The sequence below is a fragment of the Enterobacter sp. MGH 37 genome, from assembly GCF_000534515.1.
In the GTDB taxonomy this organism is placed as follows: domain Bacteria; phylum Pseudomonadota; class Gammaproteobacteria; order Enterobacterales; family Enterobacteriaceae; genus Enterobacter; species Enterobacter kobei.
Window position 1 is genome coordinate 502934 of record NZ_KI973206.1, and the last position, 15323, is coordinate 518256.

10 protein-coding genes are annotated in these 15323 nt (G+C 50.3%); 5 read left to right on the top strand and 5 right to left on the bottom strand.

Going from position 1 to position 15323, the window contains the following annotated elements:
* Positions 1-125: 125 nt before the first annotated feature.
* On the top strand, positions 126-3950 hold the full coding sequence (locus L383_RS08780; RefSeq protein WP_226882703.1) for an RNA-directed DNA polymerase: 3825 nt from the start codon (positions 126-128) through the stop codon (positions 3948-3950).
* Between the two features lie 292 nt (positions 3951-4242).
* Here L383_RS08780 and L383_RS08775 read toward each other — a convergent pair whose 3' ends face one another.
* Complete coding sequence (locus tag L383_RS08775; RefSeq protein WP_023331342.1) at positions 4243-5550, bottom strand: tyrosine-type recombinase/integrase; 1308 nt, start codon at positions 5548-5550, stop codon at positions 4243-4245.
* 561 nt (positions 5551-6111) lie between these two features.
* On the opposite strand from L383_RS08775, the gene L383_RS08770 reads away from it, so the two are divergent.
* Positions 6112-7281 (top strand): coiled-coil domain-containing protein, encoded by a 1170-nt coding sequence (locus L383_RS08770; protein WP_023331343.1) that lies wholly within the window; start codon positions 6112-6114, stop codon positions 7279-7281.
* On the opposite strand, the gene L383_RS08765 is transcribed toward L383_RS08770, so the two are convergent.
* A complete protein-coding gene (locus tag L383_RS08765) occupies positions 7282-8046 on the bottom strand; it encodes a siderophore-interacting protein (RefSeq protein ID WP_023331344.1) in 765 nt (254 codons plus the stop codon).
* Positions 8047-8193: 147 nt separating this feature from the next.
* On the opposite strand from L383_RS08765, the gene L383_RS08760 reads away from it, so the two are divergent.
* Positions 8194-8688 (top strand): PadR family transcriptional regulator, encoded by a 495-nt coding sequence (locus L383_RS08760; protein WP_014885300.1) that lies wholly within the window; start codon positions 8194-8196, stop codon positions 8686-8688.
* Here the strand turns inward: L383_RS08760 and L383_RS08755 are convergent.
* Positions 8685-10244, bottom strand: a complete 1560-nt coding sequence (locus tag L383_RS08755) for a methyl-accepting chemotaxis protein (RefSeq protein WP_014885301.1) — start codon at positions 10242-10244, stop codon at positions 8685-8687. The genes L383_RS08760 and L383_RS08755 overlap by 4 nt on opposite strands.
* Before the next feature lie 336 nt (positions 10245-10580).
* Positions 10581-12101: a methyl-accepting chemotaxis protein gene (locus tag L383_RS08750; protein WP_023331345.1), complete on the bottom strand. Its 1521-nt coding sequence runs from the start codon at positions 12099-12101 to the stop codon at positions 10581-10583.
* A gap of 435 nt (positions 12102-12536) precedes the next feature.
* Here L383_RS08750 and ygjG point away from each other — a divergent pair, with 435 nt between their 5' ends.
* Positions 12537-13916: a putrescine aminotransferase gene (gene ygjG, locus L383_RS08745; protein ID WP_023331346.1), complete on the top strand. Its 1380-nt coding sequence runs from the start codon at positions 12537-12539 to the stop codon at positions 13914-13916.
* A gap of 72 nt (positions 13917-13988) precedes the next feature.
* Here the strand turns inward: ygjG and L383_RS08740 are convergent, their stop codons facing one another.
* Positions 13989-14591 carry a helix-turn-helix domain-containing protein gene (locus L383_RS08740; protein ID WP_023331347.1) on the bottom strand — a complete coding sequence of 201 codons (603 nt, stop codon included), beginning with the start codon at positions 14589-14591 and terminating at the stop codon, positions 13989-13991.
* A 42-nt stretch (positions 14592-14633) separates the two neighbouring features.
* Here L383_RS08740 and L383_RS08735 point away from each other — a divergent pair, with 42 nt between their 5' ends.
* Positions 14634-15320 (top strand): B3/B4 domain-containing protein, encoded by a 687-nt coding sequence (locus L383_RS08735; protein ID WP_023331348.1) that lies wholly within the window; start codon positions 14634-14636, stop codon positions 15318-15320.
* Positions 15321-15323 lie beyond the last annotated feature (3 nt).

A 15323-nucleotide genomic window follows, 5' to 3' on the forward strand; every position in this document is an offset into this window, starting at 1 on the left:
CAAGATTATACCCCATCAGGCATAAGATGCTTTGACTTATAACGCATCAGTTTGAAACACAATGGTGATGGGGGTCACAGGGGCTGACATGTACTTTTAAGATTAAAAAGCATTAACATCTACTTTTGAAGAAAACAGAAAAAAACAATCACAAACCTTTAAAAACAAAAACCATGCCAATTATTAATAAAAAGTATCAAGAGCTTCAGTTAACAGATGAGTACATTACCGATCCACTGCTCATGGCCCTAGCCTGGAAGAAAAGCCATCACTACATACGTACCACAAATTGGTATGCTGACAACTTTGAACTAGACCTGTCGGCTTTGGACCTAATGCAGCACTGTAAAGATTGGGTCAAAAGAATGCAGGACAAAAAAAAATTTAAATTTTCAGAGCTACAACTTGTTCCTGTACCAAAAGCCTGTAAATGGGAGTTTAAGACTGTCGAAAATAAGGTTCTATGGCAACCTTGTGATGAAAAAGAACTTACCCTACGCCCCCTTGCCCATATACCCATAGCTGAACAAACCATCATGACATTAGTCATGATGTGCCTAGCCAATACAATAGAAACCAAGCAAGGAAACCCAGACACCAGCTATGACATCGTCCACCAGAAAGGTATCGTCAATTACGGAAATAGACTTTATTGTCAGTATATTGACGATAAAGCAGAGCATAGCTTCGGTGCAACAGTGACATATAGTAAATATTTCACTGACTATCGGAAATTTTTAAACAGGCCTTATCATTTTGCGTCAAAAGCGCAAAGTGAAATTTCGCCGGACGAAGCCGTTTACATCATAGAACTAGATCTTGCGAAGTTTTTCGATTTAGTAAACAGGAAGACTCTAATTCAAAAGATAAAAAGCCATATCAGTGAGCCAATAAACAATAAAGAAAACCCTCTCATCAATCATTTATTTAAATGTTTTACAAACTGGGACTGGACTGCATCTAGTATAAAGAATTATGGCCTATGTAAGTCGGACGAAGTAAAAGAAATACCCAAAGGCATCCCTCAGGGATTAGTTGCCGCAGGATTTTTCTCAAATATTTATTTACTTGAATTAGATCTATTCCTGCAAAATAAAATCAACACAAACATCGCTGATAACATTAAACTTATTGATTACTGTCGATATGTCGATGATATGCGACTTGTGGTTAAGGTTAAAAAACAAAAAAATAATAATACCGAATTCATAAATGATGCAATAACTAATCTCCTTAACCATGAAATAGATAATCTTGGACTGATAATTAACCCTAAAAAAACAAAAATAGAGATTTTTAGAGGTAAATCAGCGGGCCTCTCACGCAGCCTAGAAAACATCCAGACCAAGTTAAGTGGTCCAATATCAATGGATAGCGCCAACGAACAACTTGGGCATCTTGAGTCATTATTAAGTCTAACAAAAACCGATTTTGAACCACCGAAAAATGGTAAATCAAATCGATTAGCTGAGATTGAAAAAGACCGTTTCGATGTCAGGGAGGATACCCTCAAGCGTTTTTCTGCAAATAAAATCAGTAAGATACTAAAAGAATTAAGACATTTCACCTCGCAGGATATAGATACTGATGGGGATGTTATTGCCGGGGAATGGGATTATCTGCAAGAACGTTTGGCACGGCGTTTTATTGTCTGTTGGAGCCATGACCCGTCACTGGCACTGCTACTCAAGAAAGGACTGGAACTTTTCCCAGATCCTAAGCTATTAGACCCTATACTTGAACAGCTTTGCACCCTCATTGAAAGCGATAATGAAAAACAAAGTGCTGTAGCTACTTATTGCCTTGCTGAAATATTTCGACATTCAGCAATGACTATTCATAAAAAAGATACCTATGCATTCCCTGCGCAAGCCAATGTGGATGGGTACTTTGAAAAAATACAACATTGTGCCGCGACATTCATTAATAAGCGCAGCGCCTCTGACAACGAAACTTGGAACCTGTTAATTAATCAGGCTAGTTTTCTGTTGCTTGTGCGTTTAGATAATACATTAGAAAAAAATGGCACTGATGCCAGGCATGATCTTATCTTAAAACTGGCATCAGGCTTTAGAACAATTACACTTCCCACTAAAATGGATAGCAAGACTATAGCCTCATGTATTTTGCTGGCTAGTCAATTAGTTAAAGATAACAAACCATTTATTCGCTCATGTGCTTCTTTGTGCGAAAGAATTTATGACAAAAAACACGTCATAAAATTGAAGAAAACAGTTAGCATAATATCACATCAAAACTTATCATTGTTTAAATTCTTAGTTTATCATTCACGACCTTTACAACAGAGGTGGCTAAACTCAGACTCCGTGAAAACAATAATTAATGAATGTCATATAGATATACAACCTTTGGCGACTTCTTTAGGCATGATAAAAAGTAGTCACTCATTACTTAGAATCATATCAAGACCTGATAACCCATTTTCCAATGAGATAATGGCATTAAAACTGATGCAAGCCCTTTTATTGGACAGGATTGTTTGCCTGGATAATAAAAAAGATTATCAAATAAGTGTAGCAAACACTAAAGTAACGTTTCATAACTACTCCAACCCTCCAACATCGAATGTCTTCGATGCAGGAATGGATGTGGATGCAAAATTATTCAAATCATCGGGATGGGTCGATTCTATTTTCACGGATGATGCAGACACTCAAATATTGTATAGAGTTGCCATGTGCATCCGATCAGTACTACTCGGCAAACAAGACTGGACAGATTTTGGTCAAGCAATTTCCCCCAAACAGGGTTATCGGGGTATTAAAACTAGTAGAGACAAACGTCAATTGGGGATGATGACAACACCTGAGTCCATTGCCGGTGAGAACTCTCAGGTTTCTGGTTGGCTTACCACACTCTTATCCAAGTTGCTTGCCTGGCCGGGAATTTCAGTGGGTGATAATGGATATCAATGGCCAGCAATTTTTACAGTAGATGCTGTCAGAAAACTAGTTGATGCTCGGCTGAGTAAGCTTAAGCAGGATTACTGCAAACTATCAGGAACTCCGGGACTTACAGAAAAAATACAGTTCGACTGGTCTGACTCGAAAAAAGCCCTAACAGTTGCTATGGTCCAGTCAAAACTGCCTGCAACGAAAGATTTTGCCAGCCATGGACTTCTTTTAAACTCCGCAAAATATAGAGTGATTCATCGCAGACATGTTGCTGAAGTGGCTGATTTAGTTGTAAAACACACGCTTGCACAAAAAACAACTCAACGAACTCATGGTGAAAAAATAGAGAACATTGATTTAATAGTATGGCCTGAGCTCGCTGTACATAGTGACGATTTGGATGTACTCATCGCCTTATCTAGAAAAACCAATGCAATCATATACTCGGGCCTGACATTTATTGAGCAACCTGGAATCAAAGGACCAAATAATTGTGCCGTTTGGATTGTCCCACCTAAAAGCAATAGCAGCCAGAAAGAAATGATAAGACTTCAAGGCAAGCATAATATGATGGAAGATGAGAAAGGCCGGGTTGAACCCTGGAGACCATACCAATTGATGCTTGAACTTGTTCACCCCCAATTCCCTGATAAAAAAGGATTTATTCTCACAGGCTCCATTTGTTATGACGCAACCGACATCGCACTAAGTGCAGATCTCAGGGATAAATCAAATGCTTATCTTGTGGCAGCATTAAACAGGGATGTTAATACATTCGATTCCATGGTTGAAGCACTGCATTATCATATGTACCAGCATGTTGTGCTCGTTAACTCAGGGGAATTCGGCGGATCTTACGCTAAAGCACCTTACAAGGAGCCGTTTAATCGTTTGATTGCTCATGTTCATGGCAATGATCAGGTAGCTATAAGTACGTTTGAAATGAACATGTTTGATTTCCGTCGTGATAATGTAGGAAAAAGTATGCAATCCGGGTTAGATAAAAAAACTGCTCCTGCAGGAATCACAATGTAATAAATATTAGATATTTTTATATTAGAGGTGAGGGGATGGCGTCACCTCTAATATTTTCGCTGATTGTATTTAGCATCAAATAATAAAGGTACAATTAATTTAAGTGACTATCATGAAAAAATTAGTTCCGCCATATCAAGTAACCCCGGCACAAATCTATCGTTCCGTTGCCAGTTCTACAGCCATTGAAACCGGAAAACCCGTGCAAGAAATTGAGCGACAGCTCAAACGTAACCGAACACTGGCGAAGAACGTCGGCCTCGCCAGCAAATCCAGAGATCCGATTAAGCCTCTATCTCTGCCCAAACAGGTTAACGACATTGTTTTCCTGCTGTTGCTGGTGGTTATTCACCCGAGACTCCCAGATCTCGAGAGCCTTACGCTTTTCAACTAGGTAATCGTAACGATCGTAGTGTTTAGAACTCACATCCTGTAGAGCATGGTTCTGAATGCGGTCACGCAGGTCTTTAGCAATACCCGCTTCGCCCATCAGGGTCTTACAGGTACGACGAATATCACGCGCAATAAAAAATGGGCTCAGCGCAAAGTGTTCCCGGTAATAGATGATGGCTTGTGCAAAGCTGTCTGTGCGCAAATGCTGCTCTGGCTTGGTTCGTTGCGGGAAGATGTAAGGACTCTGATTTAGATTTTCAGCTTTTAACCTTTCGAGTATCTCAAGAGCTGAGTCAGTCAAGGGCACCAGATGATCCCTTTTATTTTTCGACACACCCGCCACTACCAATAGCGTTTTCTCTTCCCAGTTAACAGCATCCCAACGGCTGGAAACCAGCTCATGAGGCCGCTGACCACCAGTGTAGACACACAAGTTGAGCAATTGGCTAATTAACGAACCTACCTTTGAAGCTTTAGGGAAATCCCCCATCAGCTGCTGCAACTCATCCAGCTTGAGCCAGTTTGTCCCTGCCTTCTCCGCTGAGGATTGTTTGGGTATGACGCCCACTGGATTCATCTGAAGACCAAACATCACATTCTGCTGATGGTTTGCCGGATCGTTGTCAGCTTTCAATCCATAGTTGAAGGCTGCCATCAGATAAGAGCGGACACGGTTTGCTTCAACCGAGGCACCTCGTTTAATAATGGCTGCCAGAATCTGTTTGATATGAGCAGGTGTAACGTCACGTGCTTTTGTTGCTTTAGGTATAAATGGGTAGGTTTCTTTTTCCAGCCGGTACAGAACCTGCTGCCAGGTACGTTTACCGTCTTCACGCATTTTGGTGGTGTACCCCAAAATGAGTTGCTCAATGCTGCCTTTGAGCTGGTCTTCATACTGTTGCTGTTCGGCAGTTAAAAGTTGTTCCGCGATTTCAGCCTTGGGTGCTTTTCCTTCTTTAAGAAGACCCGCATGCTCTTTACATTGCTGCCTGGCCTGTGCCAGTGACAGCTCCGGGAACCGCCCTAGCAGAATGAACTGCCGTTTCCCTTGCCAAAAGTAGCGATAATAAAAAACTCTCTGGCCTGATGGCTCAACTTTCACCCCTAATCGCCCTGCCCCGCGTTCACCACTTTTGTCCCACTCATAATAGGCAGTTTTCTTCGGCTTTAAGCCGCTTATCAGCGAGACAGTTAAATTATCAGACATAGCCTTTTTCAGTCCTTCGGTGTTACGTTACCTGAACATTTACAGGTGACGTAGTGGGTGACGTAAGGATGATACTGAAGGCCAAAACACAGCACAACATGAAACAACGAAAATGAATTAACACCATGTTATTAAACAAAATAAAATCATGGCGATGAAAAATGCACAAAGATGAAACGCGTTATTAATATGACTCATAATCGCTTGGTCTCTGGTTCAAGTCCAGCAGGGGCCACCAAATTTTAGCTTTAAATTCATATGATTAAGCCACTCGAATGAGTGGCTTTTTTGTTGGCTGAATGACGGGTGCCCCCTTGTTGTCCCCTGAGTTTTCCTCCTGGCATTCGCCAGGCTATATTCCTCCTCTGATTTTTTGCTGCACCCTGTGCAAGCACACACAGAATCAATCAAATGTAGTCCGTCCTGCCGCTCACCCTCACAAACCCTAAAAACTAAAGAAATCCCCCATCGCGCCGATCATCATCCGTGTGTATTATTTCCTGTAGCGTTGCCCACAACTACCCTTAACTCAAATACTTAAGCGCCAAAGCGAAAGGCATCATGAGCACACCGATCAAACGGCTAGAAATCATTAAAAATGCCATTGAACTGGAAGATGACGACATCATCCAGAGCCAGCTGACACGGCTGAAGAATGAAGCGTTTGACGATGAGCTACAGGCAATCGTCGTGGCGCTTGAGCAGAAGAACTACACCGCCGCCATCAGGGCCATTACCGCCTGGCTGCAGGGCCAGCGCGCCATCACTCCGTGGCGCGACCCGCAAGTGGCAGCCAGCAAGCTGGAGCTGAAGGCGCTGGAAGAGCGTCTGCGCGATCTCATCGATCGCCGCAACGCGCGGGTGCAGCAGCTTGATGAGTTCAACGATCTCTATTTCTCCCGTCTCGGCCCGCTGATGCAGCAGATCCTCGCCCTGCGTAAAACGCTGGCAGAGCTCAACCTGCGTCGTCAGCAGGCGGAAGCGCGTCGTCGCGAGGAAGATTACCGTCGCTGCCAGCGCTATATGGCGCAGGCGGTGGAGGTGCTGGCGACGCTCACCCAGCGCTGGCGCGATCTCCCGGCCGACTCCGTGCAGGCGGCTGAGGCGCGCAAGCATCTGGAGCAGCAAAGTAATCTGATTGCTAATCTGCTGGCCGAGGCGCTGGAGCTGGAGAGCGGCTTAACGCGCGAAGAGGAGCCTGCTCGCCAGGCGCGTGACGAAGCCAACGAAGAGTACGAGAAGTATCGCGAGCAACATCACGATGTCGAAATGCGGCTGCGCAAAGGGAAGCACCTCTCTGAAGAAGATCAGAACGAACTCAAGCGTCTCTGGCGGCAGGCGAGCAAACTCTGTCATCCGGACCTGGTGGCGGACGACCTGAAAGAGGAAGCCAACGCGATGATGGTGCAGCTCAACCAGGCCAAACAGCGTGGCGACGTCAAGGCTATTCGCTCGCTGGTCGCCCGCCTGCAGCAGGGCTTCGAGCCGCTGATGGCCAGCGACAGGCTGAACGATCTGGAACGTATCCGCAAAAAAATGGCGCAGGTACGCGAGCAAATCGACACCTTAGTGAACGAGCTGGCGGAGCTGGAGAAAGAAGAGTCCTGGCTGCTGGTGTCGTCGCTGAGCAATATGGAGGCGTACTTTGCTCAGCAGGAGAAAGCCCTGCACGAGGTTCGCGCCTCGCTCGAACACCAGGTGAACGAAGCGCAAATGGATTCAGCAGCCTGATTATTTAGCGTGCCAGTAGGCGCTGGCACGCACCAACTGTTGATCAATCGCGTCAGTGTCAAACTGACGGCTCAGGCTTTTTACTACCTTTCCTTCCCCGGTCAGCCAGATAAAGTACTCTTCCGCCGGAACGGTCAACGCCGCCAGACGATCCGCCACCGCCTGCTCGCTGTGGCCCACTACCCAGGTGATGTCGACGTCGCTCAGGTGCGCCAGATAGTCCTTATATGCGTCGTTCCCGACCGTTACTACCGCGTGAATTTCTGGGCGAACCGGCAGTTTAGCAAGACTCTCTAAGCGTCGACGTAGCGCAGGCATACCGGATTCATCGCACACGTACAGTTGCCAGGCGTAATCTTCCGGCACCACCAGCGAACCGCGCGGCCCACCAATGGTCAACGTGTCCCCCGCTTTCGCCTCAACCGCCCAGTTGCTGGCAATGCCGCCGTCATGAATGAAGAAATCGAGCACCAGTTCATGGCGAGACTCATCATACAGCGGCGTATAGTCGCGCGTCTGCGGACGCACGCCGTCGCCCCAGTCGATGCCTTCATCAGTCACCACGGGCGGCACAAACACCGCCCCCGGTGCCGGGAAAAAGACTTTGGTGTGGTCGTCGAAGCCGCGGGAGCTAAACCCCTCCAGCGCCTCGCCACCTAATACAACGCGCTGGAAACCCGCGCTCACGCGTTCCACGCGGAGCACCGTCAGCTCGCGAAAACGCAGGTCATTACGAACACGCTGTGGGTAACGGGTAGATGCCATTTTTAGCCCCTTCTCTGATGAATACGATATATCTAAATTAATTTTTAAATGATAATGATTACTAATCAGTAAAAAAGCAAGATCTTTTAGATTGCATCTGAATATATCTTAGATATAGTTTAGATATATCAAATTGAAGGAATTACTATGCGACACGAACATGATGGCGGCGGACGCCGACCGCGCTTTTTCGGCCACGGCGATCTGCGGCTGGTGATTCTGGATATCCTGACCCGCAATGCGAGCCACGGCTATGAGCTGATCAAAGAGATTGAGAACCTGACCCAGGGTAATTACACCCCGAGCCCTGGGGTGATCTACCCGACGCTGGATTATCTGCAGGATCAGACCTTTATCACCATTACGGAAGAAGAGAACGGCAGAAAGCGAATTGCGATTACCGTGACGGGCCAGCAGTGGCTGGATGAGAACCAGGAACAGCTTGAGCACATACAGGCACGCATCAAAGCGCGTTCTGTCGGCTTCCAGCTGCGCAAAAACCCGCAGATGAAGCGGGCGCTGGATAACTTTAAAGCGGTGTTAGACCTGAAGGTGAATCAGGGAGAGCTCAGCGACGCGCAGCTTAAGCAGATTATCGGCGTCATTGACCGCGCGGCGCTCGAGATCTCCCAGCTGGATTAAGCCGGAGCGTGTTCGCTCACGCGGAAGACGCGTACCAGCTCTTTCAGGTGCATCGCCTGTTCGTTAAGCGATGCCGCCGCGGCGACGGACTCCTCCACCAGCGCGGAGTTCTGCTGGGTGGTGGCATCAATCAGGCCAATCGCGCTGTTAATCTGCGAGATCCCTTCCGTCTGCTCATGGCTGGCCTGGCGGATCTCACGCAGGATGACGTCCATCTCTTCCACGTTGCCCACCATCCCGTTGATCAGCGCGCTCGCTTTTTCCACCAGGTTCATGCCGTCCTGGGTCTGACTGGTGGAGCTCTCAATAAGCTCACGGATTTCGCTGGCCGACGACGCGCTCTTCTGGGCAAGCTGGCGCACCTCACCGGCCACCACCGCAAAGCCACGACCGTGCTCACCGGCGCGCGCTGCTTCCACGGCCGCGTTCAGCGCCAGAATGTTGGTCTGGAAAGCAATGGCGTCGATCAGGTCGATAATGTCGGACATCCGGTTCGACGTCTCGTTAATCAGGCGCATTTTGCTGGTCACCTGCTTCATCATCTCACCGTTGTTTTTGACCACCGTGGCAGCATCTGCCGAGAGGTTGGTCGCTTCGCCAGTGTGCGAGGCGGTGTTTTTCACCGTCGCGGTGATCTGCTCCATCGAGGCTGCTGTCTGTTCAACGGAACTTGCCTGCTCTTCCGTGCGCGCGGCGAGATCCTGGTTACCCGCAACGATCTGCGCGGCTGCGCTGGAGATATTCTCCGAGCCGGTTTGCACCTGCTGCACAATGTCCAGCAGACGGTTTTTCATCTCCATCAACGCATGCAGCAGTAAGCCCGTTTCGTCTTTGCCGTGCGGCGTGATGCTGCCCGTCAGATCGCCCTCTGAAATGGCCTTCGCAAAATTCACCGCCTCGCCGAGCGGACGGGTGATAGCGCGCACGATAAACCAGCCGATCAGGCTGCCTGCCGCGACGCTAAAGAGGGTGATGAGGATCAGCAGCAGTCGGTTAGACCTGAAATCCCCTTCTACCTGCGCGCCTGCACTTTGCATCTCGCTGTTTTGAATGGCAATCAGCTCCTTCACTTTCGCTTTATAAGCCTGCTGCACGGCAAGGGTGGTGGTCATCATCTCTTGAATGGCACCCGCACGATTGTTGTTCTGCACCGCCTGCAGGATGCGATAGCGCGAGTCCAGATACTGCTGGCGCACGCTACGGATATCCGCCAGCACCTGCTGAGACTTTTCATCCTGCAACGCGTTGTTCAGCTCGCCCAGGATCACCGTGATGTGCTCGCTGATCTCTTTCAGGTGCTGCTGAGATTGCCCCGTGTAAGTTCCCTGCTCGTCCAGCAGCATCAGCTGTTGAGTGCTAATAAATTCCTGGAAGTTATCGATTAACTGGTTCGCTTTTACCGTGGTCGGATAATCACGGGTAATAATGGATTGCATCCCATTATTTGCCCGGTTCAGACTCAGCAGAGACAGGCTCGCGCTGATTGCCATCAGGACAATAAAGAACCCAAACGCCAGAAATAATTTCGTGCCGATCTTTACGTCATGTAAGAACATATTTACTCCATCGATGTGATTATTTCTCAGACGATCGCTGTTATCGGTAACGAATTCGCTAACTTTATGACTTTGATCGTTTTTTTATTTCATAACCATCACAATGGATAGGCAGAGACTATTAATTTCGTCTCATCGATCGTTACCAGACCACCAGAAGCGTGTTTTGCAAAACAGCATCATGGGAAACTGACTTAGGCAGGAATAAATAACTGAGGTACTTTTTTTAGTTATTTAATATTATATTAACAATAAAGCACATTAATAGTCACAAGCAGCCATAAAAAAGCCGTTTATTCCTTACGGAATAAACGGCTTTTCCGGAACTTTACTGACTCAATGGAGCACGGTTACCGCATCCTTCAGACGCCCGGCACGGTGTTTCACCATGGCAGAAATGTGCGCGCTCTCCTCGACCAGGTCGGCATTTTTCTGCGTGATGCTGTCCAGCTCGGCCACCGCACGGGTTAATTCTGAGAGCCCGGTGGCCTGCTCGGAGGTGGAGTGACTGATCTGAGCGATAAGCTGCGTCACGTTTTTCACCTGCTCGACAATGTCATCCATCGTGCGGCCGGCGGCGTGCACCTGCTCGGAGCCGGACTGCACTTTGCTGGCGCTGGCATCGATGAGTTTACGAATATCGTTAGCCGCACTGGCGCTGCGGCTGGCGAGATGGCGGACTTCGCCCGCGACCACGGCAAACCCTTTCCCCTGCTCACCCGCCCGTGCCGCTTCAACTGCCGCATTGAGCGCCAGGATATTGGTCTGGAAAGCGATGTCGTTTATCAGGGAGGTAATCGAGCCAATTCGCTGCGTGCTGTCGGCGATGTCATCCATGGTTTTGACCACGGTCTGCATCGCATTGCCGCCCTTCGTCGCCGCACTGCTCGCGGCAACGGAGAGTTTATCCACCTCGGCGGCAGTTTCAGAGTTGCTCTGCACGGACGCGGCCATCTGGTTCATCGTTGCGACGGTCTGCTGCACATTCGCTACCGTCTGACGCGTACGATCGTTCAGATCTTCATTACCCCGGGCCAGCCTGTCGCTGCCGTCACGCACGCTCACCACCTGGCTCGAGACGTCGTTGATCAACCAGCGGCACATCAGCCCCAGCTGGCCTATCGCGCGCAGGGTTAGCCCCAGCTCGTCACTGCGGTTCAAATGCTGCACGCTGTTGCGCTCCCCGGTAGCCACCCTCAGGGCCTGTCGCGCCACGTTTTCGACCGGACGCACAATCTGTTGCTCAAACAGCAGCGTCCCCAGCAGCATGACCACCGCAGCCGCAACGAGCGGCATCCACCCTGCGGAGGTGGCGACCAGCGTGGCGGCGAGGACGGCAAAAAGCACCGCCATTACGCTACGCACCCGCCAGCGCAGCGGCATGGCCGGCAGTTTACCCAGCCAGCCCTTTCCCACCACCAGTCCTTTATGAATACGTTTCTTACAGCTGCCGTCATTCAGCGCGCGGTAGAGCGGCTCCACGGTGGCTATCTCTTCCGCCGTGGCTTTGGTGCGGATCGACATATAGCCCGTCACCTTCCCGTGACGCACCATTGGCACCGCATTCGCGCGCACCCAGTAGTGGTCACCGTTTTTGCGCCGATTTTTGACAATCCCGCTCCACGGTTCCCCCTGTTGCAGGGTGTACCACATATCGGCAAAGGCGGCTTTTGGCATATCAGGGTGGCGCACCATATTGTGCGGCTGGCCCGTCAGCTCATCAAGCGGGTAACCGCTCACCTGCACAAACGTGTCGTTGGCGTGGGTAATGTAGCTGTGGATGTCTGTGGTAGACATTAAGGTGGTGTCATCGTCCAGAGGATATTCATTCTGGGTGACATAGGTTGGAGAGGACATTGTGAGCATCCCTTGCAGGTTATTTGAATGTTAAATTTGTGGGTAATTGTTTTTTCGGCGGTAACCAATTTATCTTTAGTTGTTAAACTTGATGGAGATCGCAGATTTCACTTAAACCGCACTTTTTGTGAGAATTTATAATTCATTGATTTGAAATACTTTCTCCTGGAAATTACCTGCAAAGCATGACCTGTTAACGCCCGCTTAAGTGGCATGCAGTGCACTCCTTTCGTGCAATTGCGCTTTTATGCCCCGTCCTGCACATGCTGTACCTTATCGCTAAATCCCGTTTCGGTTGTATCGGCATGATTAAATATTGTGCAACATTATTTTAACCTGGCGTTTATCCCGATTTTCGTTACGTCCTCTGAAGTGGCGTAATCCCTGCAATACTTAAACCAGTATCATATGATACGCGATCCCCGGGAGCATATTTTGAACAGGTTACCTTCCAGCGCCTCGGCTCTTGCCTGTACCGCGCACGCATTGAATCTCATAGAGAAGCAAACGCTCGATCATGAGGAGATGAAACAACTTAACCGAGAGGTCATCGATTACTTTAAAGAGCACGTCAATCCAGGATTTCTGGAGTATCGCAAATCTGTTACCGCCGGCGGGGATTACGGAGCCGTAGAGTGGCAAGCGGGAAGTCTGAACACGCTTGTCGACACCCAGGGACAGGAGTTTATCGATTGCCTTGGTGGTTTTGGTATCTTCAACGTGGGGCACCGTAATCCAGTTGTGGTTTCCGCCGTACAGAATCAACTTGCGAAACAACCTCTCCATAGCCAGGAACTGCTCGACCCGCTTCGCGCCATGCTCGCGAAAACGCTGGCGGCCTTAACGCCCGGCAAACTGAAATACAGCTTCTTTAGTAACAGCGGCACGGAATCGGTCGAAGCGGCGATTAAACTCGCCAAAGCGTACCAGTCGCCGCGTGGGAAATTCACCTTCATTGCCACCAGCGGCGCGTTCCACGGTAAATCCCTGGGCGCACTGTCGGCGACCGCTAAATCCACCTTCCGCAAGCCGTTTATGCCGCTGCTGCCGGGCTTCCGCCACGTGCCGTTCGGCGACATTAACGCCATGCGCACCGCGCTGAGTGAATGCCGTAAAACCGGCGATGACGTGGCGGCGGTGATTCTGGAGCCGATTCAGGGCGAAGGCGGCGTGATCCTGCCTCCGCAGGGCTTTTTGCCTGCCGTGCGTCAGCTGTGCGATGAGTTTGGCGCCCTGCTGATCCTCGACGAAGTCCAGACCGGGATGGGACGCACCGGCAAGATGTTTGCCTGCGAGCACGAGAACGTTCAGCCAGACATTCTGTGTCTGGCGAAAGCGCTCGGCGGCGGCGTGATGCCGATTGGTGCTACGGTAGCCACCGAGGAGGTATTCTCGGTGCTGTTCGACAACCCGTTCCTGCATACCACGACCTTTGGCGGTAACCCGCTGGCCTGTGCGGCCGCGCTGGCGACCATCAACGTGCTGCTGGAACAAAACCTGCCTGCGCAAGCAGAGCAGAAAGGCGACATGCTGCTGGATGGCTTCCGCCAGCTGGGCCGGGAATATCCGGATCTGGTGCAGGATGCACGCGGCAGAGGGTTATTGATGGCAATTGAGTTTGTCGACAATGAAATCGGCTATAGCTTCGCGAGCGAGATGTTCCGCCAGCGGGTACTGGTGGCCGGAACGCTCAACAACTCGAAAACCATCCGTATTGAACCGCCGCTGACGCTGACGATTGAGCAGTGCGAGCAGGTGCTGAAAGCGGCACGTAAAGCGCTGGCAGCACTGCGTGTGAGCGTGGAAGAGGCGTAAAAAGCGCCGGGTGACGCTACGCTTACCCAGCCTAAGCAAGCCCGGTAAGCGTTAGCGCCGCCGGGCAGTTTTTTACCGGTGAAACTCCGCCACCGTCATAGTGAAGCGAAGCACGGTATCGCCTTCATTCCCGTAGCCGTGTGCGGCTTCCGTTTTCGCCACCGCCGACGCGCCAGCCTCAACCTGCGTCACCGTCTCGCCCACCGTCAGCGACAACACCCCCTCGTTTACGTGTAGCAGTTCACATGTGCCTGCCGGGTGCCCCGGTGAAGAGAAGTGTTCCCCCGGCTGCATCTCCCACTGCCACAGTTCAATCATGTCCGGGCCAGCGGTACCCGCCAGTAATCTGGCAGAACCGCCCTTTGCGCCCTGCCACAGAACCGGGATGGCCTGTTTTTCAATAACATGCACGACCGGTTCGCTGGAGACGTTAACAATATCCGCCACGGAAACGCCCAGCGCGGCAGCCAGTTTGCACAGGATAGCGATACTGGGATTGGCGGCCCCCTTTTCGATTTCCACCAGCATGCCTTTGCTGACGCTGGCGCGGCGGGATAGCTCATCCAGCGACAATTTTTTATCTTTACGCCAGTTGCGGATGCGGTTCGCCACGGCCAGGCTTACCTGGGCAACATCGGCCCCCTGCTCAGTCATTATATTGACTTTATCAGTCATTGGTCACTACCATGGTATAAAACAGTCGATACAGGATTATTTATGTCTCTCGTTACGCCGTCAATAGACCCGCGTCTTGCCGGGATTGCCCCGGGCTTTCGGGCGCTGAGCATTCTGGTTGAAGCCGCACAGATTACCCATCCAGAAGTTGCCCCCGCCGCGCTGACACAGGCTTGCCAGCAGGTGTTGAATGATGATGTACCGTGGGCACAAGCGCATCTCGCTGCCTGGGATGAGGTATTTAAAAACTTTGGCGCGAAGCCAAAACGTACCCCCTGCTCGGCCTCCGCACTGCGAAAGCGGGTGCTTAAAGACGGTTCGCTACCTTCACTCGACCCGGTAGTGGACATCTATAATGCGGTCAGTATTCGCTACGCCATTCCGGTAGGGGGCGAGAATCTCGCGGCCTATTCCGGTGCGCCGCGCCTGACGCTGGCCGAGGGCAATGAACCCTTTGACACCCTGAAAGAGGGCCAGCCGGTGGTGGAATACCCGGATGCTGGCGAGGTCATCTGGCGAGACGATATGGGCGTCACCTGTCGTCGCTGGAACTGGCGACAAGGGATACGCACCCGTCTTGATAGCCAGGCGCAGACCATGTGGTTTATTCTCGAAAGTCTGCCAACGATGCCGTCAGGTGCGCTCGAAGAAGCGGGCGAGGAGCTGGTCAGCAATCTGCAACGATTAATGCCAGGCGCAACGGCTCAGGTTCAACTGCTGGAACTGTAAGAG

What these genes read in the sequence shown, in the direction of transcription:
- L383_RS08770 (WP_023331343.1), top strand. Translation starts at nt 6,112, where the DNA reads ATGAGCACACCGATCAAACGGCTAGAAATCATTAAAAATGCCATTGAA.
- L383_RS08775 (WP_023331342.1), bottom strand. Translation starts at nt 5,550, where the DNA reads ATGTCTGATAATTTAACTGTCTCGCTGATAAGCGGCTTAAAGCCGAAG.
- L383_RS08750 (WP_023331345.1), bottom strand. Translation starts at nt 12,101, where the DNA reads ATGTCCTCTCCAACCTATGTCACCCAGAATGAATATCCTCTGGACGAT.
- L383_RS08740 (WP_023331347.1), bottom strand. Translation starts at nt 14,591, where the DNA reads ATGACTGATAAAGTCAATATAATGACTGAGCAGGGGGCCGATGTTGCC.
- L383_RS08735 (WP_023331348.1), top strand. Translation starts at nt 14,634, where the DNA reads ATGTCTCTCGTTACGCCGTCAATAGACCCGCGTCTTGCCGGGATTGCC.
- L383_RS08755 (WP_014885301.1), bottom strand. Translation starts at nt 10,244, where the DNA reads ATGTTCTTACATGACGTAAAGATCGGCACGAAATTATTTCTGGCGTTT.
- L383_RS08765 (WP_023331344.1), bottom strand. Translation starts at nt 8,046, where the DNA reads ATGGCATCTACCCGTTACCCACAGCGTGTTCGTAATGACCTGCGTTTT.
- L383_RS08760 (WP_014885300.1), top strand. Translation starts at nt 8,194, where the DNA reads ATGCGACACGAACATGATGGCGGCGGACGCCGACCGCGCTTTTTCGGC.